General features: G+C 63.4%; 16 protein-coding genes. 12 read left to right on the forward strand and 4 right to left on the reverse strand.

Annotated elements, in window-relative coordinates:
- Window positions 1-94 precede the first annotated feature (94 nt).
- The 6 genes from AO064_RS11530 (at window position 95) to fecE (ending at window position 7,200) form a co-directional block, all read left to right on the forward strand.
- A complete protein-coding gene (locus tag AO064_RS11530) occupies window positions 95-577 on the forward strand; it encodes an Lrp/AsnC family transcriptional regulator (protein ID WP_064053350.1) in 483 nt (160 codons plus the stop codon).
- A gap of 91 nt (window positions 578-668) precedes the next feature.
- A complete protein-coding gene (locus AO064_RS11535) occupies window positions 669-3,074 on the forward strand; it encodes a TonB-dependent receptor (protein ID WP_064053351.1) in 2,406 nt (801 codons plus the stop codon).
- 452 nt (window positions 3,075-3,526) lie between these two features.
- Window positions 3,527-4,447, forward strand: coding sequence for a Fe(3+) dicitrate ABC transporter substrate-binding protein FecB (locus AO064_RS11540; protein ID WP_064053352.1), 921 nt, complete (start codon window positions 3,527-3,529; stop codon window positions 4,445-4,447).
- Window positions 4,448-4,449: 2 nt separating this feature from the next.
- Entirely contained in the window at window positions 4,450-5,439 is a 990-nt protein-coding gene (gene fecC / locus AO064_RS11545; protein ID WP_064053353.1) for an iron-dicitrate ABC transporter permease FecC, read from the forward strand.
- Window positions 5,436-6,404, forward strand: coding sequence for an iron chelate uptake ABC transporter family permease subunit (locus AO064_RS11550; protein WP_015884881.1), 969 nt, complete (start codon window positions 5,436-5,438; stop codon window positions 6,402-6,404). Before fecC ends, AO064_RS11550 begins: the two co-directional genes overlap by 4 nt.
- Window positions 6,405-6,408: 4 nt before the next feature.
- A complete protein-coding gene (gene fecE / locus AO064_RS11555) occupies window positions 6,409-7,200 on the forward strand; it encodes a Fe(3+) dicitrate ABC transporter ATP-binding protein FecE (protein WP_064053354.1) in 792 nt (263 codons plus the stop codon).
- 111 nt (window positions 7,201-7,311) lie between these two features.
- Here the strand turns inward: fecE and AO064_RS11560 are convergent, their stop codons facing one another.
- Genes AO064_RS11560 through AO064_RS11570 form a run of 3 tightly spaced genes read right to left on the reverse strand, consistent with a single transcriptional unit; the run spans window position 7,312 to window position 11,767 of the window.
- Entirely contained in the window at window positions 7,312-8,244 is a 933-nt protein-coding gene (locus AO064_RS11560) for a sulfonate ABC transporter substrate-binding protein (RefSeq protein WP_064053355.1), read from the reverse strand.
- Complete coding sequence (locus tag AO064_RS11565) at window positions 8,241-9,572, reverse strand: LLM class flavin-dependent oxidoreductase (RefSeq protein WP_064053356.1); 1,332 nt, start codon at window positions 9,570-9,572, stop codon at window positions 8,241-8,243. The genes AO064_RS11560 and AO064_RS11565 overlap by 4 nt, the downstream gene beginning before the upstream one ends.
- A gap of 2 nt (window positions 9,573-9,574) precedes the next feature.
- On the reverse strand, window positions 9,575-11,767 hold the full coding sequence (locus AO064_RS11570; RefSeq protein WP_064053357.1) for a TonB-dependent receptor: 2,193 nt from the start codon (window positions 11,765-11,767) through the stop codon (window positions 9,575-9,577).
- A gap of 210 nt (window positions 11,768-11,977) precedes the next feature.
- Here AO064_RS11570 and AO064_RS11575 point away from each other — a divergent pair, with 210 nt between their 5' ends.
- Both AO064_RS11575 and AO064_RS11580 read left to right on the forward strand, forming a co-directional pair.
- Window positions 11,978-13,018, forward strand: coding sequence for a LacI family DNA-binding transcriptional regulator (locus tag AO064_RS11575; protein ID WP_064053358.1), 1,041 nt, complete (start codon window positions 11,978-11,980; stop codon window positions 13,016-13,018).
- Between the two features lie 62 nt (window positions 13,019-13,080).
- Window positions 13,081-13,701, forward strand: a complete 621-nt coding sequence (locus AO064_RS11580; protein WP_064053359.1) for a TetR/AcrR family transcriptional regulator — start codon at window positions 13,081-13,083, stop codon at window positions 13,699-13,701.
- A gap of 71 nt (window positions 13,702-13,772) precedes the next feature.
- Here AO064_RS11580 and AO064_RS11585 read toward each other — a convergent pair whose 3' ends face one another.
- Window positions 13,773-16,523, reverse strand: coding sequence for a beta-glucosidase (locus AO064_RS11585; RefSeq protein WP_064053360.1), 2,751 nt, complete (start codon window positions 16,521-16,523; stop codon window positions 13,773-13,775).
- Between the two features lie 507 nt (window positions 16,524-17,030).
- Between AO064_RS11585 and AO064_RS11590 the strand changes: the two genes are divergently transcribed.
- The 4 genes from AO064_RS11590 to gspG all read left to right on the forward strand — a co-directional run bounded on the left by AO064_RS11590 (window position 17,031) and on the right by gspG (window position 20,786).
- Entirely contained in the window at window positions 17,031-17,255 is a 225-nt protein-coding gene (locus AO064_RS11590; RefSeq protein WP_046035367.1) for a hypothetical protein, read from the forward strand.
- 155 nt (window positions 17,256-17,410) lie between these two features.
- Complete coding sequence (gspE, locus tag AO064_RS11595; RefSeq protein ID WP_015884872.1) at window positions 17,411-19,141, forward strand: type II secretion system ATPase GspE; 1,731 nt, start codon at window positions 17,411-17,413, stop codon at window positions 19,139-19,141.
- On the forward strand, window positions 19,138-20,340 hold the full coding sequence (gene gspF, locus AO064_RS11600; RefSeq protein WP_064053361.1) for a type II secretion system inner membrane protein GspF: 1,203 nt from the start codon (window positions 19,138-19,140) through the stop codon (window positions 20,338-20,340). Before gspE ends, gspF begins: the two co-directional genes overlap by 4 nt.
- A 20-nt stretch (window positions 20,341-20,360) precedes the next feature.
- Window positions 20,361-20,786, forward strand: coding sequence for a type II secretion system major pseudopilin GspG (gspG, locus tag AO064_RS11605; protein ID WP_015884870.1), 426 nt, complete (start codon window positions 20,361-20,363; stop codon window positions 20,784-20,786).
- Window positions 20,787-20,794: the final 8 nt, after the last annotated feature.

Below are 20,794 nucleotides of genomic sequence, written 5' to 3' on the forward strand. Positions count from 1 at the left end.
GAGTTGCGATAGTATTGAGGTCCCGGTCGTCATTGGTCTCTGATTCGAGGCTGTTTTCGATAAAATTTCTCACCCTGACGAGCGCGCGCCCCCGATGGCCAAACCTGCTGCTTCCCTGCTGGACCTGGACGGTTTCGACTGGTCGATCCTGGCGCTTGTGCAACGTGACAATGGCTTGCCCCTGCGCGCCCTGGCCGAGAAGGTCAACCTCTCCACCGCCGCCGTGCAACGCCGTATCAAGCGCATGGAGGAGGGCGGAGTGATCAGCGCGAACGTAGCGGTGATCGATCCGGTCAAGGCCGGCAAACCGATCACCATCCTGGCCGAGGTCTCCGTCGAGCGCACCAGCATCGACGCGCTGACGGCAACCAAAGCCAGTTTCTCCGTGCCCCAGGTGCAGCAGTGCTACTACGTCACCGGCGAGGTGGATTTCGTGCTGGTGCTCAATGTCGCCAGCATGCAGGAGTACCAGGTACTCGCCGCGCGTTTGTTTGCCGAGAACCCCAACGTGAAGTGGTTCAAGACGCTGGTGGCGTTGGATCGGGTCAAGGTGGGATTGGAAGTACCGATCAGTTGAAGTTTTTTTGAAAAAGTTTGGCGGCAGCTGTCCCTTTTTTTCACTTCGCCTGTCATTCCAGGTAAGTGAACATTATCGAGAGCTTCCTCCAATGCCCGCAGTCCGACCCTTGCGCTTGCGCCCGTTGCTGAAACTGAGCCTGATGCTGAGCCTCAGTGCCAGCCCGTTATTCGCCGCCGTCAGCTATGCCGAAGACACCGCCAGCCGCCGCAGTTACCAAGTGCCGGCCGGTAGCCTGAGTGCGGCACTGACGCGTTTTGCCGGGTTGTCGGGGGTTAACCTGTCGGTGGACCCCGCCCTGGTCAGCGGTCGCAGCAGCGGCGGTTTGTCCGGCGAGTTCGGTGTGGAGGAGGGCTTTGCCCGCTTGCTGCAAGGCTCAGGGCTGCAACTGCAACCCATGGGTGAGCAGGCCTACATGCTGGTACCGGCACCGGATGGCAGCAGCCTGGAACTGGCGCCGACCTCGATTCTCGGCACCACCGGCCTGTACGACGGCGACACCTACGCCGGTGGCCAGGTGGCGCGGCGTGGCTCGCAGGGCCTGCTGGGCACGCGGGATTTCATGGAAACCCCGTTCAGCATGACCACCTACACCCAGGACGCGGTGAAGAACCAGCAAGCGCGCACCCTTGGCGACCTGATCGCCAGCGACCCGTCGGTACGCGCCACCAACCCGGCGGGCGGGCGCTATGAGCAGTTCACCATTCGCGGCTTCAGCCTGTTCAACAGTGATGTGGCTTACAACGGGCTCTATGGCGTGTTGCCGACCTACACCATCGATATGGAAATGGCCGACCGTGTCGACATCTTCAAAGGCCCCACCCAACTGATCAATGGCATCTCGCCGCGCGGCAGCGTGGGCGGCGGGATCAACGTGGTGCCCAAGCGCGCCACCGACAAAGACATCAACTCGTTTACCGGCAACTGGGCCTCTGATAGCCAGGCGGGCGGTGCGGTGGATATAGGGCGGCGCTTTGGCGAAGACAACAAGTTCGGCATCCGCTTCAACGGCGTTAAGCAGTCCGGCGACACCGAATGGGACCACCAGAGCGTCGACCGTGAAATGGCCGTGCTGGGCCTGGATTTTCGTGGCGAGCGCCTGCGCCTTTCCACCGATATCGGCCACACCGAGCGTGACACCGATGCCCCGCAGGAGCGTGTGCAGGTCGCGGCCGCCGCGCCGGTCCCCAGTGCCAACGATGTGCGCCGCAACTATGCGCAGTCCTGGAGCAAGGCCAGCACCAACGACACCTTCGGCACCGTCAATGCTGAGTACGACCTCAGTGATAACGTGATGCTCTACGGCGGTGTGGGCGCGCGCAAAAGTAACCACGACTTCCTGCGCCATGCGGTGTCCGTGACCAACGCGGCGGGTGATTTCATTGTGTCGCCACGGGATTTCACCCGCGATGAAAATGTGCGCACCTACACCGCCGGCGTGCGCAACTGGTTCCAGACCGGGTCGGTGAGCCATGAGGTCAACCTGGCCGCCAGCTACTTCTATATGGACTTTGAAAACGGCGGCGCACGCTATGCGAACGGGCGCAGCAATCTCTATAACCCGGTGCAAACGCTGACGCCCTCCACGGCAACGCGCCAGGATGCGAAGGTCTACACCGAAAATAAATTCAGCGGCGTAGCACTGTCCGACACCCTGGGCTTCTTCGACGACCGCCTGTTGCTGACCCTCGGCGCGCGCTGGCAGCGAGTCAAGGTGGATGACTGGAACAATGGGGTCAAAGGCAAGACCGGGTACGACGAAGAAAAGATTTCGCCGTCCGGCGGCTTGCTGTTCAAGGCCACCGACAAGCTGTCGTTGTATGCCAACTACATGGAAGGCCTGAGCCAGGGCAAGGTCGCGCCGTCGACGTCGAATAATGACGATGAGATTTTCCCGCCATTTATCAGCCGCCAGGTGGAAGTGGGCGCCAAATACGACGCCGGCGCCTTCGCCGTCACCGCTGCGGTGTTCCGCATCAAGCAGCCCGCCTATGAAACCAATAGCACCACGAACCTGTTCGGCCCCAACGGCAAGCGCCAGAACACCGGGGCGGAGCTGAGTGTGTTCGGCGAACCGCTCAAGGGCGTGCGCCTGCTCGGCGGCGTGATGTACATCGACAGCGAACTGCAGAAAACCACCAACGGTACCTATGACGGCAACCGTGCACCGGCGACGCCCAAGTACAACGTCAACCTGGGCGCCGAGTGGGACGTACCGACCCTGGAAGGGCTGACCCTGACCAGCCGTGGCCTCTACTCCAGCTCGCAGTACCTGGATCAGTCCAACGACAAGGAAATCGACGCCTGGAACCGTATCGACGTAGGCGCGCGCTATGCGTTCAAGGTGGACGACAAACACATCACCCTGCGGGCGAACGTGGAGAACGTCGCCGATAAACGCTACTGGAGTTCGGCCGGCGCCTCGGATGACAGCGAGCCGGGGTTGACCTTGTCGACGCCGCGTACCTACCTGCTCTCGGCCACCGTCGACTTCTAGCATGAGGCTTGCTGCGCGGACTGGCTTCTGTGGTCAAGGTGGTTGCTGGGGTGAGCAAGCTTGTTGTGGTGAGCAGGCTTCTTGAGGTGAGCAGAGTTGCTGGGGTGAGCAAGCTGTTGTGGTGAGCGGGCTTGCCCCGCGCTGGGCTGCGCAGCAGCCCCAACAAGAACACCACTTCGTGTCAGGTAGAACGCGGCGCCAGGTTTTGGGGCGGCTTCGCCACCCAGCGCGGGGCAAGCCCGCTCACCACAACAAGCCCGTTCACCATGCAGGCCAGTCACTCCAACAAGCCTGCTCACCACGCAGGCCACTCACCCCAACAACGCCGCGTCCACAGGGTAGAGCGGGTATAAATGAGAATGTTTTTTGATCACGCCGCGCTGATATGGAATAGTACCCGCCGTTTTCCCCAGCCTGTCTAGCCGGGGTGTTTTAACGCCGAGGTTCTTGTCATGCGATTGCTGCGCTCCATCCCCACCCTTGCCGCCTGCGTCCTGGCGTTCTCTTCAGGCCTGCTGAGCGCCGCCCCCATCGATCTCAACGACGGCCAGCACGCCGTGCATCTGCCGGATGCGCCCAAGCGCGTGGTGGTGTTGGAGTTCTCGTTTCTCGACAGCCTCGCCGCCGTTGACGTGACCCCCGTCGGCGCCGCCGATGATGGCGACGCCAATCGTGTATTGCCCTGTGTGCGCCAGGCCATCGGCCAGTGGACGTCCATGGGCCTGCGCTCGCAGCCGAGCATCGAGGAAATCGCGCGTCTCAAGCCGGACCTGATCGTCGCCGACCTCAATCGCCATCAGGCGCTGTACAGCGACCTGTCGAGCATTGCACCGACCCTGTTGCTGCCGTCGCGTGGCGAGGATTATGAAGGCAGCCTCAAGTCCGCCGAGCTGATCGGCAAGGCCCTGGGCAAAAGCCCGCAGATGACCGCGCGCATCGCGCAAAACCGTGAACACCTGAAAAACATCGCCCAACAGATCCCCGCCGGCGCCAGCGTGCTGTTCGGTGTGGCGCGGGAAGACAGCTTCTCCGTACACGGCCCGGACTCCTACGCCGGCAGCGTGCTGCAAGCCATTGGCCTGAAAGTCCCGTCGGTACGCGCCAACGCCGCGCCCACCGAGTTCGTCAGCCTGGAGCAACTGCTCGCCCTCGACCCGGGCTGGTTGCTGGTCGGCCATTACCGTCGCCCGAGCATCGTCGACAGCTGGAGCAAGCAGCCGCTGTGGCAAGTGCTCGGCGCCGTGCGTAACCAGCATGTCGCCGAAGTGGATGGCGACAGCTGGGCGCGCAACCGGGGCGTGCTGGCGTCGGAGCAGATCGCCGAAGACACGTTGGCGATCCTTAAAGGCGGCAAAGCCGTATTGAGCCAATAACCGTGCAACGCAGTTTCGCCGCCGTGGGCATCCTGCTGTTGGGCGCCGGGTTGTTCTGGTTTTCGCTGTACAGCTGGTCACCGTTCACGCTGACGGCGACGGATGCGTGGAATGGCCTGGTCCATCAAGGCAGCGTGGGCGGCAATATGGCCTACATCGTCGCCCAATTGCGCGTGCCACGTGCCGTGTGCGCGGCGTTGGTCGGTGCCTGCCTGGGCTTGGCCGGCGCGTTGATGCAAGGCATTACGCGCAACCGCCTGGCTTCGCCGTCCCTGTTTGGCGTGACGGCGGGGGCGGCGTTGGGGTTGGCGTTGTTTTCCACCGGGTTGGTCGCGCTGCCTTTCGCCGGCGGTGCGTTGTTGATGACTTGCCTGGGCGGCGCGCTCGCCTGGGTCACGGTGTTCAGCCTGGGTGGCGCCTGGTCGCCGACCACCGCCCAGGGGCGCCTGGTATTGGCCGGCGTAGCCGTGGCGGCGCTGTGCGCGGCCTTGACCCGGCTTACGGTGATCCTGGTCGAAGCCCAGGCGCAAAGCGTGCTCAACTGGCTGGCCGGTTCCCTGGCGAATGTCGGCGCCGCGCAAGTGCAATTGCTCTGGCCGTGCACCTTGATCGGCGGCCTTTGGGCCCTCTGGTGTGCGCCGCGCCTGAACCTGATCAACCTCGGCGAAGACGCCGCACGCTCGCTGGGCGTGGGCATTGCCAGCCTGCGCCTGCAGGTGTTTGTCGCCTGTTTGCTGCTGGTGGGCGCGAGCGTCTGCGCGGTAGGGCCGATCGGCTTTGTCGGGCTGATTGCACCGAATATCCTTCGCCAGTTCCTCGGCAATGACTACCGCTGGCTGATCCCGCTGAGCGCGGCATTAGGCGCTGTGATTGTGCTGGGGGCCGACCTGCTCAGCCGCGCCGTGGCGTTTCCGGTGGAGACCCCGGCCGGTGTGGTCACCGCGCTGATCGGGGCACCGTTCTTCCTCTTTCTTGCCAGGCGCGCCCTATGATCCGTCCACGTTCGCGCCTCTGGCTGCTGCTCGGCCTATTGCTGCTGGCGACGTTGGTCAGCCTCAGCGCCGGCACCCAGTGGCTCGCGCCGGGCACCGTGGTGGAGCGCCTGCTGGCCCACGACGCCCTCGACTTCGAAGTGTGGAACCACCGCCTGCCGCGCAGCCTGATTGCGATCCTCGCCGGTGCGGCCTTCGGCCTGGCCGGGGCGATTGTGCAGGGCGTGATCCGCAACCCGCTGGCCTCGCCGGAAATCCTCGGTGTGACCCAGGGCGCCGGTTTGGCGCTGACCGTGGCGATCATCAGTTGGCCGCATTTGCCGATTGCCTGGCTGCCGCTGGTGGCCTGCCTGGGCGGTGCCGGTGGCGCGTTGCTGCTGGCGCTGTACAACACCGGGGTGAGTTTCTCCGGCGTGCGTTTTGCGCTGTCCGGGGTGGCGATTGCGGTGACGTTGTCCAGCGTCACCGAGTTTCTGATCCTGTCCCACCCGCTGGATATCAACACCGCTTTGCTCGCGTTGACCGGTAGCCTGTGGAGCCGCAATTGGCACCACGTGGCGCTGGTGCTGCCGTTCCTGGTGTTGATCCCTGTGGGCCTGTGCCTGGCCAAGCCGCTGAACCTGATTGCGCTGGGCGATGAAGCCGCCCACAGCCTCGGCACCGCACTGAGCCGCACACGCTGGCTGGCGATGGCCTGCGCGGTGCTGCTGACCAGCCTGGGCGTGGGCGTGATCGGGCCCATTGGCTTTATCGGCCTGGTCGCACCGCACATGGCGCGGCGCCTGGTAGGCGGGCATCACCAGTACCTGCTGCCGGCGGCGATGCTGATCGGTGCGCTGCTGCTGGTGCTGGCCGACACTCTGGGGCGTACGTTGATCGCGCCCAGCGAAATCCCCGCCGGGGTGCTCACGGCGGTGATTGGCGCGCCGTATTTTCTTTGGTTGCTGGCACGGTTCAAGGGCTGATGACATGAGTATTCTCCACGCGCAACAGCTTGATATCGGCTACGGTGCCACGCGCATCGTGCAGGGGTTGTCCTTTGCGCCGCCCGCCGGGAAGGTCACTGCCTTGATCGGCCCCAATGGCTGCGGCAAATCCACCTTGCTCAAGGCGTTCGCGCGCATCCTTACGCCGACCCAGGGCGAATTGACCCTGGATGGCCAGGCCTACGCCGGCCTGTCCGCCCGCCAATTGGCGCGGCAGATCGCGTTTTTGCCTCAGGTATTGCCGGTGCCGGAAGGTGTCAGCGTGCGCCAACTGGTCGCCTATGGTCGCAGCCCGCACAACTCATTGTGGGGGCGCCTGAGCGGCAACGACCAATCCCATGTCACCCAGGCCATGCAACGCCTGGAACTGGACACCCTGGCCGACCGCGCCCTGGCAGATTTGTCCGGCGGCCAGCGCCAACGCGCCTGGCTGGCGATGGTGCTGGCGCAGAACGCGTCGGTGGTGTTGCTCGATGAACCCACCACTTACCTCGACATCAGCCACCAGGTCGAACTGCTCGACCTGATGGGCGAACTGGCGGCTGAAGGCAAGACCGTCATCACTGTGCTGCACGACATCAACCAGGCGTGCCGTTATGCCGACCACCTGGCGGTGATGCACGGCGGCGAGCTGGTGGCTGACGGTGCGCCGGGGGAGGTGATCAGCGCCGAGTTGATGCGGCGGGTGTTTGAGGTGCAGGTGCAGATCATCAATGAGCCGGTGTCCGGCACGCCGATGTGCGTAGTAGAGAAAAGCACCCGTCATCACGCCTGACGCGATCAAAAAGTGTGGGAGGGGGCTTGCTGCCGATAGCAGGGGGGCAGTCAATACAGGAGGTGACTGACACTCCGCTATCGGGAGCAAGCCCCCTCCCACATTTGGAGCTCAGTGGGCTTCAGATTTCCATACGGCCTGCTTCACATCGATGGCCTTGGGTAACAACCGGTTCTGGTAGAACAGGTCCGCCGTCGCCTGCTGCGCCTGGATGATCTTGTCGTCAATCGGCAAAATCGGCGAAGGCGGGCGGTTGTCCATATAGCGCGCAACCACGGCGGCGGGCAGGCCCATGAAGTCGGTCAGGACTTTCAAGCTGTCTTCACGCTGGCTGCGCGTGAGCGCTTCGGCGGCGGTGAGTGCTCCGAGAAGGTCGTGGATGAACGCACCGTTGGCCTTCGCATACTCACGCCGCGCGGTATACACCGGCCCGGATAAACCGAGGCCTTCACCATTGGCCAGCACCTGGCTGGGGCTCTGGCTCAGGGCCAGGGACGAATAGGGTTCCCAGATGGCCCAGGCATCCACACTGCCTTGTTCGAACGCCGCACGCGCATCGGCCGGCGGCAGGTACACCGGCTGGATGTCCGTGTAGCTCAGGCCGGCTTTGTTCAGGGCGCGCAGGATCAGGTTGTGGGAACTGGAGCCTTTCTGGAAGGCGACTTTCTTGCCCTTGAGGTCCGCCACCGAATGCAGCGGGCTGTCGTTGCGCACCAGGATGGTTTCGGCGCTGGGCTTGGGCGGTTCGGCGCCGATGTAGACCAGGTCGGCCCCGGCAGCCTGGGCGAACAGGGGAGGGATGTCACCGGTGGCGCCGACATCCAGCGCACCCACATTCAGCGCTTCGAGCATCTGTGGGCCGGCGGGGAATTCGATCCACTTCACTTGCGTCTGCGGGAAGCGCTTTTCCAGCAGGCCATGTTCCTTGGCGAGCACCAGGGCGATAGAGCCTTTCTGGTAGCCGATGCGCAGTGCGGCGGGGTCGGCCGCCAAGGCGGTTTGAGTGACGGCCAGCAGGGCCAGTAACAGGGCCGGAATCTTCATGCGTCGTCCTTTTTAAAGCGGTTTTCGGGGCGCGCCAAACCGAGGTTTTCACGCAAGGTGGAACCGGTGTATTCAGTCCGGAACAGGCCGCGCCGTTGCAGCTCGGGCACCACCCACTGGGCGACATCTTCCAGCCCGCCCGGCAGGTGCGGCACCAGGATATTGAAACCATCGGCCGCGCCATTTTCGAACCAGTTTTGCAGCGCATCCGCAATCTGTGCGGGCGTGCCGATCAGGCTGTAATGCCCGCGCCCACCGGCAATCCGCCGACCCAATTGTGCGAGCGTCAGTTGCTCACGGTTGGCCAAATCACTCAGCAGTTGCTGGCGGCTGCGTTGCCCGCTGTCGGTCAGCGGTAACGCGGGCAAGGGACCGTCCAGCGGGTAGCCCGACAAGTCGAAATTACCCAGCATGCGCCCCAGCAAAGCCACGCCGACTTCCGGCTCAACCAACGCCTGGAACGCCTCGAATTTCGCCTGGGCTTCAGCCTCGGTCTGACCGACCACCACAAACACCCCCGGCATGATTTTCAACGAATCCGGCTCGCGCCCATACCGGCTCAGACGCGCCTTGAGATCGGCATAAAACGCCTGGGCACTCGCCAACGACGTCTGCGCGGTAAACACCACCTCGGCGGTTTGCGCCGCCAGTTCACGGCCGGTTTCCGACGAACCCGCCTGCACGATCACCGGCTGGCCCTGGGGCGAGCGTGCCACGTTCAGCGGGCCTTTGACGCGGAAGTGTTCGCCGACGTGATCCAGCACGTGCAGCTTCGCCGGGTCGTAGTAGGTGCCGCTGGCCTTGTCCCGCGTGAAGGCATCGTCCTCCCAGCTGTCCCACAACCCCGTCACCACCTGATGAAATTCCCGCGCGCGGCTGTAGCGCTCGGCATGGCCGAGGTGTTCATCGCGGCCGAAATTCTGCGCTTCGGCGGCGGCATCCGAGGTCACCAGGTTCCAGCCCGCGCGCCCGCCGGACAGGTGATCCAGCGAGGCGAACTTGCGTGCCACATGGTAGGGCTCGTTGTAAGTGGTGGTCGCCGTGGCAATCAGGCCGATGTGATCGGTCACTGCGCTGAGCGCCGACAGTAAGGTCAGCGGTTCGAAATGGTCCGAGCGCGCCATCTGGCTGGCGACCTCACCCGTAGGCGCGGCAACGCTGTCGGCCACGAACAGCGCATCGAACTTCGCCGCTTCGGCCACGCGTGCCAGGTGTTTGTACTGGGCGAAATCCAGCCCGGCATGTGCCGGCACGTCCGGGTGGCGCCAGGCGGCGACGTGGTGCCCGGTGGCCATGAGAAAGGCGCCGAGTTTCAGTTGACGGCTCATGCTTAGAAATCCTTGCGCAGTTGCACGCCGAAGTAACGCTCATCGTCACGGGGTACGGCGCGGTAGATATAATTGCCGCCGCTGGCCAGCAGCGGCGAGTAGGACTTGTCCGCGAGGTTCTTGGCCAGGAATGCGACGCGCCAGCCCTTGCTGTAGTCGGCCAGGGCCACGCTGGCGTTCCAGATGCCATAGGCGCCTTGTCGGGTGTCGACATTCTGGCTGATGTCGTACTGCACTTCACTCTGCCAGCTGTAGTCGGTGCCCAGTTCGATGTCCAGGCCGTTATCCAGCGGGATCGTGTAGTCGGCGCGCACGTAGCTTTTCCAGTCCGGGCTGAAGGGCAGCGGCTTGCCATTTACGTTGCAGGTCGCGGCGGCACCCGCGGGGCAGGCGAATTCGTAGATGCGCGCACGGGTGTAGGCCAGGGCGCCGGAGAGCTTGAGTTGCTGGGTGGCCTGCAAGGCGTAATCCAGCTCGACGCCTTCGGTGCTGACGCTGCCGGCGTTGATCAAGCGGGTCACCACTTGGCCGGCGACGGTGTCGAAGAAGTTGGCCTGGTAGTTGTCGTAGTCGCTGTGGAACACCGCCAGGTTGGTGGTCAGGCGGTTGTTCCAGGCGGTGGCCTTGATCCCGGCTTCCCAGGTGTTGGAGGTCTCCGGCTTGAGCGCGTCGGTGTCACGCGGCTGCATGTTGAAGAACACGTTGTAGGCCGGGCCTTTGTAGCCGCGCGAGTAGGTGAGGTAGCTGGTGACGCTGTCAGTCAGGTCGTACTGCACGCCAAGGCGGCCGGACCAGCCGTCTTCGTCCACCGAGCCGGAACTGGAGGTGGCCGGTTGAATCCCGCTGACCGTCGTGGCCGAGGTGGAGGCGCGGCGGTGAGCGTATTTCAGGTCATCGTGGGTGTAACGCAGGCCGGCGATACCCCGAAAACGCGAGGTGAAGTTGAGTGTGGTTTCGCCGAAGACCGCGTAGCTGTCGTTGGTGGTGCTGTAGTCGGCGATGCCACGGTCGGTGCGTGTCGTGGTGGTCAGTGTGCGCTGGTAGGTTTCTTCGTCCTTGCCGTGCATGTAGAACAGGCCGCCGACGTACTCCAGGAATTCGCCCTTGGGCGAGGCCAGGCGCAGTTCCTGGGAGTACTGGTTGAAGTCCAGTTCGCCCTTGTCGGCGGTGCCGGGGAAGGCAGCGGTCACGGTACCGAGGCGGTCGCCGTCCTGGTATTGGGTGTTGTCCCAGCCGCGCCAGGCGGTGATCGAGGTCAGGGTGTAGTCGCCGAGGTTCCAGTCCAGCTGGGCGGATACACCCTTGTTGGTGTCTTCCACATGGCTGCGGGTATCGGTGTTGATGTCGCGGTTGTCGCTGGATGCCCGCACCGGGCTCAGGGCGTTGCTGAACGCCGGGCTCAGGGACTTGCTGACCACGCCATTCGGCGCGTCGTCGTGGGACTGCATGTAGTCGGCGATCAGGGTCAGCTTCACGTCATCGTTGGGGGTGAACTCCAGCTTGCCGCGAATGCCTTTGTGGTTGTAGCCGTTGACCTCCTGGCCGTTGTGCGGGTTGTCCACGTTGCCGTCGTAGCTGCCAAACAACGTACTGATCGAGCCCTTGAGCACGTCAGGTACCAGGCTGCCGCCGATGCCGAAGCGGGTGCGGCTTTCATTGCCGCTGTAGTACGACTGATCGATATAGCCGTGGGTCTCGGCGGTGGGTGCTTTGCTGGTGATATTCAGCACACCGGCCGAGGCGTTCTTGCCGAACAACGTGCCTTGCGGGCCGCGCAGCACTTCGATGCGCTCCAGGTCCAGCAGGTCGAGGGTGGCCTGGCCGGGGCGGGCGTAGACCACGCCGTCGATCACCGTGGCCACCGTCGGCTCGACGCCGGGGGAGGTGGAAATGGTGCCCACGCCGCGCACAAACAGCGAGGTGTCCTTGTTCGACGCGCCGGTGCGGAAGTTCAGTGACGGCACCTGCTGGGCGATGCTCGCCACGCCGTTGCGGTTGTCCCGCTCCAGTTGTTCGCCGTCGAGCACGGACACCGCTACCGGGACTTTCTGCAGGGATTCTTCGCGGCGGGTGGCGGTGACGGTTACCGATTTGAGCGTGGGTTCCTGCTCGTCAGCGGCAAAGGCGCCGGGCACGGGGAGGGCGGTCAAACCCGCGAGCAGTAACAAATGAGTGTGTTTTGTGACGTTGTGCATGCTGTGTGTGCTCGAAAAGAATGCCCGGGTCCGCTGCGGTTCTTGCGACCGTCAGCGCCTGTGAAAACTGTCGTGGGCATTCGCTTGAGCGAGTAGCAGACAGCGCGCGTTGTTAGCGCTAACATCGGCATTATTGGTAGCTCGGGTTTAGAGCGTCAAAGACTTAAAAATTATTCCTATATTCTTTTTGGTTGTTAGCAGGATTGTCCCGTGAGCGAAGATAAACCGCGCAAGCGCCGTGGCGCCGGGCGCGTCACCTTGAACACCGTGGCCCGGCAGGCCGGGGTGTCGGCGATCACCGTGTCGCGCTATTTCAACCAGCCGGAGCACGTCTCGCCCGAGCGTCGCGAGCGCATTGCCCAGGTGGTCGCCGAGCTGGGGTATGTGCCCAACCTGGTGGCCGGCGGCTTGGCCTCGGCGCGCGGGCGGATCGTGGCGATGGTGATCCCGAACATCTCGGGGCCGATCTTTGCCAATACTATCCAGGGGTTCAGCGACACCCTCAGTCGCCATGGCTATCAATTGCTGCTGGCGTCCAGTTACTTCAGCGCCGAACAGGAAGAAAGCGCGGTGCGCGCGTTCCTCGGCTGGTCGCCGGCAGCGCTGGTGCTGACCAGCCGCTTCCACAGCGCAGGCACTGAAAAGATGATCGCGGACGTGGATATCCCGGTGGTCGAAACCTGGGACTACGTGCCCGAACGCGCGCCGCTGCAGATCGGTTTTTCCCACTACGACGTCGGCGTCAGTGCCGCGCACTACCTGCACGGCAAGGGCTACCGACGCATTGCCTTCGTGCAGAACAGCGCGGCGGGCGACTTCAGTGCACTGGAGCGACGTGACGGCTTCGCCGCGACCCTGACCGAACTGGGTGTACAACCCTGGGTCTTCGCCCCGGACGCCGACCGCGCCCCGTTCGAAGCGGGCAAGCAAGCGATGGAAACCCTGATGAGCCACGCCACCCCGCCCGATGCGATCTTCTTCGCCAATGACAACCTGGCCGCCGGTGGTTTGCTGGCCGGCCAGCGCGCCGGGTTGAAGATCCCGCAGGACTGCGCCGTGCTCGGGTTTGGTGATTATCCGTTTGCCGAAATGCTGCTGCCGAGCCTCAGCACTATCAAGCCGCCTGCGCTGGAGATGGGTGTGCTGGCCGCGACGCGGGTGCTGGAAAGCCTGGGCGTGCTGGCGGTGAATGATGAGGTACAGCGCTTGAACTTGCTGGAGTGCCGCCTGATCGAACGGGAAAGCGCCTGAGCTTTATTTGCGGCTCGGGGGCAATTTGGATACGGTGAAAGCCTGCCCACAAGGATGTTCCTATGACCGAACCCGTCCCCAAGACCCGTCGCGCCCCAAAAGGTGAAAAGCGCCGTGAAGAGCTGCTGGATGCAGCCTTGCAGGTGTTTTCCCTGGAGGGCTACAGCGGCGCCTCGGTGGCAAAAGTGGCGGCCATCGTCGGTATTTCCGTTGCCGGTGTGCTGCACCACTTCCCCAGCAAAATTTCATTATTGATGGGCGTGCTGCAACGCCGCGACGAGGTCAATCAACGGATTGCCGATGAAGTGCGCGCTGAAAAAACCCTGACCGGGTTGCTGGGAAGCCTGCGTGCGATCAACCGTTCGAACGCGACCGCGCCTGGGGTGGTACGGGCGTTTACCATCTTGAATGCCGAAAGTCTGCTCGACACCCAGCCGGCCTGGGCGTGGTTCCAGGAACGTTACGCGGGCATCCAGCGGCGCTTGCAGGGGCAGTTTGCCGACCTGGTGGCGGCGGGGGAGGTGCGCAGCGATGTGGACATCGCCGGGCTGGTGGAAGAAATCCTGGCCATGATGGATGGCCTGCAGATCCAGTGGTTGCGCTTTCCCGCGCAAGTGGACCTGGTGGCGCGGTTCGACAGCTACATCGCACGGGTCGAAACGGCCATCAGAATCCAAAAATAACGCGGCCCAAAATGTGGGAGGGAGCCAGTCGAATCGTCGCACCGCCCCTCCCACACTAGACTGAGTCGGGATCAGTTGCCGGCAGCACTGCCCTGGCCGCTGTCATCGCTCATGTCATAGCCATCACCGTCGCTGGTGCCGCTATCCCCTTCATTTTGATGCAGCACGCCGCCAGTCTTCACCGTCGATTCACGCAGCGTCGAGTTGAGCGCCGAGCGCGGCAGCGGGTTGCTGGTGGTGGTCGACAGTTCCTGGCGGAACGGGTTGACCAGCTTGGCGTTCAGGCGAATATCCTGGGACGACGCGCCCACCGACAGGTTGAAGCTGTCCGCATCCACCACCCACTGCTTGCTCGCCACGTCGTAGTAGGCCAGCGAGCGATCGTTGAGTTCGATGGTCACGCGCTTGCTTTCGCCCGGCTTCAGGAACACCTTCTTGTAGCCCTTGAGCTCCTTGATGGCGCGCTCGACTTTCGGGTTGTTCTGGCCCACGTACAACTCGGCCACTTCGGCGCCCGCGACCTTGCCGGTGTTGGACAGGTCGAACGACACCTTGATCGGCGCACCCGCCACCGCCACCCCAGGGGTCACGCTGATGTTGCTGTAGCCGAAGGTGGTGTACGACAAGCCATAACCGAACGGATAGAGCGGCTTGATGCCTTTCTTCTCGTAGCCGCGATAGCCCAGGAACAGGTCGTCCTTGTAGCTCATCTCGGCCAGGGTTTCCTGGTTGTCGAATTTCGGGAAGGTCGCGTAGATCGGGTTGTCTTCGATGTTGCGTTCGATACTGATCGGCAGCTTGGCCGACGGGTTGACCTTGCCCAGCAGGATCTCCGCCAGGGCCTGGCCGCCGTTTTGCCCAGGGTAGAACGCATGCAGCGCGGCCGGTACCTGGTCGATCCAGTCGCTCATCTTCAGCCCGGTACCGCCGTGCAGCGTGACCACGGTGTTCGGGTTGACCTTGGCGATGCTCTGGATCAGCAGGTTCTGGTATTCCGGCAGGTCGAAGCTGTGGTCGAAACCTTCGCCTTCGTATTCATTGCTGTTACCGGCTGCCACCAGGACCGCGTCGTACTGCGCCAGGTCTTGCGGTGCCACCAGCGAAGCCCAGCTCATCTGCACGCCGACCAGGCCGCCCATGGTCGAGAGGTAGCCGTTACGACGCGAGTATTCCAGCTTGATATCGACGGGTTTGCCGGCTTCCAGGTTGACCTTGGCAAACACCGGGATGGTCGGCGGAATGCTGTTGTTCGGCAGCGGTTTGCCGTCGCCGTTGTCGAGGACTTTCTTACCGTTGACGTAGAGACGCACGGCGCCGTCGGCGCGGATCTTGAACACCTGCTCGCCGCTGACGGTCGGGGTGATCTGGCCGCTGTAGCGGATCGAGGTGGCGGCGGTATCGCCGTTCACCGGCAGGCTGTCGGTGGACCAGTCGAGGTCGACATGTGTGTCGGTACGGCTGGCCGCCGGGTCACCGGACCAGTTGGTGTTGTTGAAGAACTCGGTCTTCAAGCCTTTGGCGCTGTTGCCATTGCTGTCGGCATGGGTCCAGGTCGAAGTGGCCGGGTCCAGGGACAGCCCGTCGATAAACTCAACCTTGGCGCCCGGCGCCAGTTGCTGCAGACCGCTCAGCTCACTGATGTAGTTGGCGGCCATCACGTTGGCGCTACCGAAACCGGTAGGCGGCGCGTACTTGGCCAGGGTGCCGACCACGGCGATGCGCTTGACCTTCTTCGCGTCCAGCGGCAGCAGGCTGTTCTGGTTCTTCAGCAGCACGATGCCTTCACGGGCGGCGTTCAGGGCCACACGGTTGCTGGTGGCGCTGTTCATGTTATGGCTGGTCAACGGCGCCTTGCTGTCGAATTTGTACAGGTAGATCTGCTTGAGGATGCGCCGCACCTTGTCATCGATGGTCGCGCTGCTCAGCTCGCCGCTGTCCAGGTAAGGCTTGAGGATGGTGCTGTTCATCTGGTAGCCCATCATGTCCAGGTCGGTACCGGCCTGCGCCGCCGGCAACCCGTTGACCACCGCGTTGTAGTCGCTCTGCACGAAGCCTGGGTAGCCCCATTCGGTCTTGAGGATGTCGCGCATGAGGTGTTTGTTCTGGCAGGCGAACTCGCCGTTCACCTTCTGGAACGCGCACATCATCATCGCGACTTTGCTGTTCTTCGACGCGGACTCGAACGGCGGCAGGGTCATCTCGCGCAGGACGCGTTCGCTGATGATTTCATCGAGATGGAAGCGGTTGCTTTCCTGGTCGTTGGCGGCGAAATGCTTGGCGTTGGCCCACACACCGCGCGATTGAATGCCGTTGATTACCGCCGGCCCGAGGCTGGCGCCGAGGAACGGGTCTTCGCCGGACAAATACTCGAACGCACGGCCGCTGTACGGCATGCGGTACAGGTTCACGCCTGGCCCGGTGACGAACTGATAACCACCGCTGGCGGTGTCATAGCCCAGGGCACGGCCGAGGTCGATGGCGCGGCGCGGGTTCCAACTGGCGGCCAGGTTCGGCCCGGACGGGTACACCACGCCCTGCGCGTTGCCCTCGCTGGTGTAACGCACGCCCACCCCGCCATCGGCGCCGTGAATCTGCGGGATGCCGTACTGAGTCAGTGGCTTGACGTCCCAGCCACCGGTGCCGCCGATGTAGGCGAGTTTTTCTTCCATGGTCATCTTCGCCAGGGTCTTATCCGCGGCCTTTTCTGCACGGCTTACCCGGCCTTCATCCAGGGCCGGGCTCGTGGCCGCGTGCACCTGGGACACGGCCAGTGCCAGCAGGGCGAATGCCGACTGCGCACCGATCATTTTGCGTTTATTCATGGGTCTCTCCGACAACTGTTCAGTAAACATGGCGCGCCGAGAAGTGCGTGTTGCAATGCACGCTCGTCACTTTTTTCTGGGCAATAGTTGCCCGTGAGCGCAATTTTTAACCGATGGCTAATTGCAACTATTTGGCGAAATTCGCAGTTTTATAAGTGTAATAATTATATGAGTTGTTATTGTAAGTAGTGTCTAAGCGATATCACGAGATGGCATTTTGAACCGCGAAAACGGCATAATTAAGGCAATTCTTGCGGTTATAAGTCAAACGAAAGCTAATTTTTGCGTGAAATAAGAAATAATTTCTTACGTTCAGGAACTAAGGCTAAACCTACCAGTCGATTGGTTTAAGAAAAATCATCGTGCATGGCGAACTAGTGGCATTGCTCGGTAGTTCTAAAGTGCCATGTTTACACAAGCTGTCATACACAACGCTTTGGTGTAGGGTCTTGATTGAGTTCAAGGCGCCACTTGGGCTATCTGCTGTTTTTGATCTGGAGAAAGTTGATGAAGATTTCCCTGTTGGGTGCCGGTGTTGTACTGGGCGTTGCGCTAAGTGGCGCGGCGATGGCGGCTGATGCCACCGACGCGGATGCCAAGTCAGGCGCCGCTGATTCCACCGTGCTGACCCAGAGCCACGATGCCAAGGCTGCCAAGAAGCAGAAGACCGAAACCACCAAAGGCGGGCGGCCGCTGAACAGCAGCCAGGCCGCGCCGAAGACCTCGAACTAACGGGGAAACGCGGTCCCCTGTGGGAGGGGGCTTGCTCCCGATAGCGGTGTATCAGCCGGCGCATGCGGCAGCTGGTCCACCGCTATCGGGAGCAAGCCCCCTCCCACAAGGGTTTCCCATAGCCCTTTAGAACATCGCCCCTCAGATTTTTACCCATGCCCAGCGCCTCAACGCCCCTCGATGCCTGCCAACTGCACATCCCGCACACCGAACAGGTCTGCGCGTGGCTGATGCAGCATGCTGGCTTGAAAACCGTTGACCTGGAGCGCGCCCGACGCCTGTCCCAAGAGTCGGATGACCCCGAACTGCTCGGCCTGCTGACCCGCCTGGGACTGGTCTCCGAAGTGGAACTGGCCCGCGCCTGGGCCGACCTGCTTGGCGCGCCGCTGCTGCTGGCCGATGCCGCGCCACCCTTGCTGGACCCCTTGCCCTCGCTGACCGAGCGCTTCATGCGTCACTACCAAGTGGTGCCCGTGGGCTGGAGCCAGGGCGGTCTGCGGGTGCTGGCCGCCAACCCATCGCTGGTGTACCCGTTCCAGGCCCTGGCCTATGCCTGCGGCGTGCCGGTGTGGCTGGCCGTGGGCCCGCGCAATGAAGTCGAAACCCTGATCGAGCGCTACTACGGCCAGGGCCGTTCGGCCATGGGCACGCTGATCGAAAACCTCGACGAGCAGGGCGGTGCGCTGGAAGACATCGAACACCTCAAGGACATGGCCTCCGAAGCGCCGGTGATTCGCTTGGTCAACCTGATCCTGCAGCGTGCGGTGGAACATCGCGCCTCGGACATTCATATCGAACCGTTCGAAAACCAGCTCAAGGTGCGCTACCGCATCGACGGCGTGCTGCACGAGGCCGAAGCGCCGCCGTCCAGTTCGTCGGCGGCGGTGATTTCGCGAGTGAAGATCATGGCGCGCCTGGACATCGCCGAGCGGCGCCTGCCCCAGGACGGGCGCATCATGCTGCGCATCCAGGGCAAGGAGCTGGACTTGCGGGTGTCTACGGTGCCCACCAGTTTTGGCGAGTCGGTGGTCATGCGTTTGCTCGACCGCCAGACCGTGCAGTTCGATTTCCAGAGCCTGGGGTTCGACGGCCAGCGCCTGGAAACTTTCCTGGAAGTGCTTGAACGGCCCCACGGCATCCTGCTCGTCACCGGGCCCACCGGCTCGGGCAAGACCACCACGCTCTACACGGCGCTGTCGCGGCTCAACACCGCCGAGCGCAAGATCATCACCGTCGAAGACCCGGTGGAATACCAGCTCGAAGGCATCAACCAGATCCAGGTCAAGCCGGCCATCGGCCTGGACTTTGCCGGCGCGCTGCGCTCCATCGTGCGCCAGGACCCGGACGTGATCATGATCGGTGAAATCCGCGACCTGGAAACCTGCCGTATCGCCATCCAGTCTTCCCTCACCGGCCACCTGGTGCTCTCGACCCTGCACACCAACAGCGCGGCGGCGAGTATCACCCGTCTGCTGGACATGGGCGTGGAAAGCTACCTGATCGCCTCGACCGTCAATGGCATCCTCGCCCAACGCCTGGTGCGGCGCCTCGACCCGGCCACCCGCGAAGCCTTCGAAGCCCCCGCCGAGTTGATCGCCGAACATGGCCTGGATCGGTTTACCGAGCAGCGCCCGATCCTGCTTTATCGCCCGCGCGCCGATGCGCCGGGTGGTGGCTATCATGGCCGCAGCGCGATCACCGAACTGCTGGTGATGAACGACGAACTGCGCAGCCTGCTGATGCGCCAGGCCGACGCCGCCACCCTCGAACAGGCCGCCCGCCGAGGTGGCCTGCGCACCTTGCATGAAGAGGGCCTGCGCCAGGCCGTGGCGGGTGTTACCTCCCTTGAAGAAGTGCTGCGCGTCACCCGTGGAGAGGGCGCGTGAGCCTGTTCAAATACCGCGCCCTCGACAGCCAGGGCCAAGCGCAAAACGGCACCCTGGAAGCCAAGGACCAGGACGCTGCCGTCGCCGCGCTGCACAAACGCGGCCTGCTGCTGTTGCAGATCGAGGTGGCGGGCGCCCAGGGCCTGCGCAAGGCCTTCGGCCGTGGCCAACTGAACGGCGCGGCGCTGGTCAGTTTCACTCAGCAACTGGCCACGCTATTGGGCGCCGGTCAACCGCTGGAACGCTCCCTGGGCATCCTGCTCAAGCAGCCCGGCCAGCCGCAGACCCGCGCGTTGATCGAGCGCATCCGCGAACAGGTCAAGGCCGGCCAGCCGTTATCCAAGGCGCTGGAGGAGGAGGGCGGCCAGTTCTCCCCGCTGTACTTGAGCATGGTCCGCGCCGGCGAGGCGGGCGGTGCCCTGGAAGACACGCTGCGCCAGCTCAGCGATTACCTGGAGCGCAGCCAGTTGCTCCGGGGTGAAGTGATCAATGCGCTGATCTACCCCGCGTTTCTGGTGGTGGGCGTGCTCGGTTCGCTCGCGCTGTTGCTGGCCTACGTGGTGCCGCAGTTCGTGCCGATCTTCAAGGATCTGGGCGTGCCAATTCCGCTGATCACCGAAGTGATTCTGGGCCTCGGCCAATTCCTCGGTGCCTACGGCCTGGCGGTGTTGGGCGGGTTGATTGTCGGCGCATGGACCTTGGTCGCACGCCTGCGTGATCCCCAGCGCCGTGAGCGCTATGACCGCCGCGTATTGGGCATCCGCATTCTTGGGCCGCTGCTGCAACGGGTCGAAGCCGCACGCCTGGCGCGCACCCTTGGCACCTTGCTCAGCAACGGTGTGGCGCTGCTGCAAGCGCTGGTGATCGCCCGGCAGGTGTGCACCAACCGGGCGCTGCAGGCGCAAGTCGCCCAGGCCGCCGAATCCGTCAAAGGCGGCGGCACGTTGGCCAGCGCCTTCGGCAGCGAACCCCTGCTGCCGGACCTGGCGTTGCAAATGATTGAAGTCGGCGAACAGGCCGGCGAACTCGACAGCATGCTGCTCAAGGTCGCCGACGTGTTCGACGTCGAGGCCAAACGCGGCATCGACCGCCTGCTCGCCGCGCTGGTGCCGTCCCTGACCGTGGTCATGGCGGTGCTGGTGGCGGTGATCATGCTGGCGATCATGCTGCCGCTGATGAGCCTGACCAGCAATATATGAACCCTTAAGGAAACAAGCTGATGCGTCCTACCCGATTCAAGCCTGCCCGCCGCCAGGGCGGTTTTACCCTGCTGGAAATGCTCGCCGTGATCGTGCTGCTGGGCATCGTCGCGACCATCGTGGTACGCCAGGTCGGCGGCAATGTGGACAAGGGCAAGTACGGTGCGGGCAAAGCGCAACTGGCGAGCCTGAGCATGAAGATCGAAAGCTATGGCCTGGACGTCGGCTCGCCGCCCAAGACCCTGCAGCAACTGGTCGAAAAGCCCGGCAACAGCGCCGGCTGGGCCGGGCCGTACGCCAAACCCTCAGACCTCAAGGACCCGTTCGGCCATGCCTTCGGCTACCGCTTCCCCGGTGAGCACGGTGCGTTCGACCTGATCTTCTACGGTCAGGACGGCCAACCCGGCGGCGAAGGCTACAGCGCCGACCTGGGCAACTGGGAATAACCCGCGAC

The organism is Pseudomonas marginalis, assembly GCF_001645105.1.
Lineage (GTDB): Bacteria > Pseudomonadota > Gammaproteobacteria > Pseudomonadales > Pseudomonadaceae > Aquipseudomonas > Aquipseudomonas petroselini.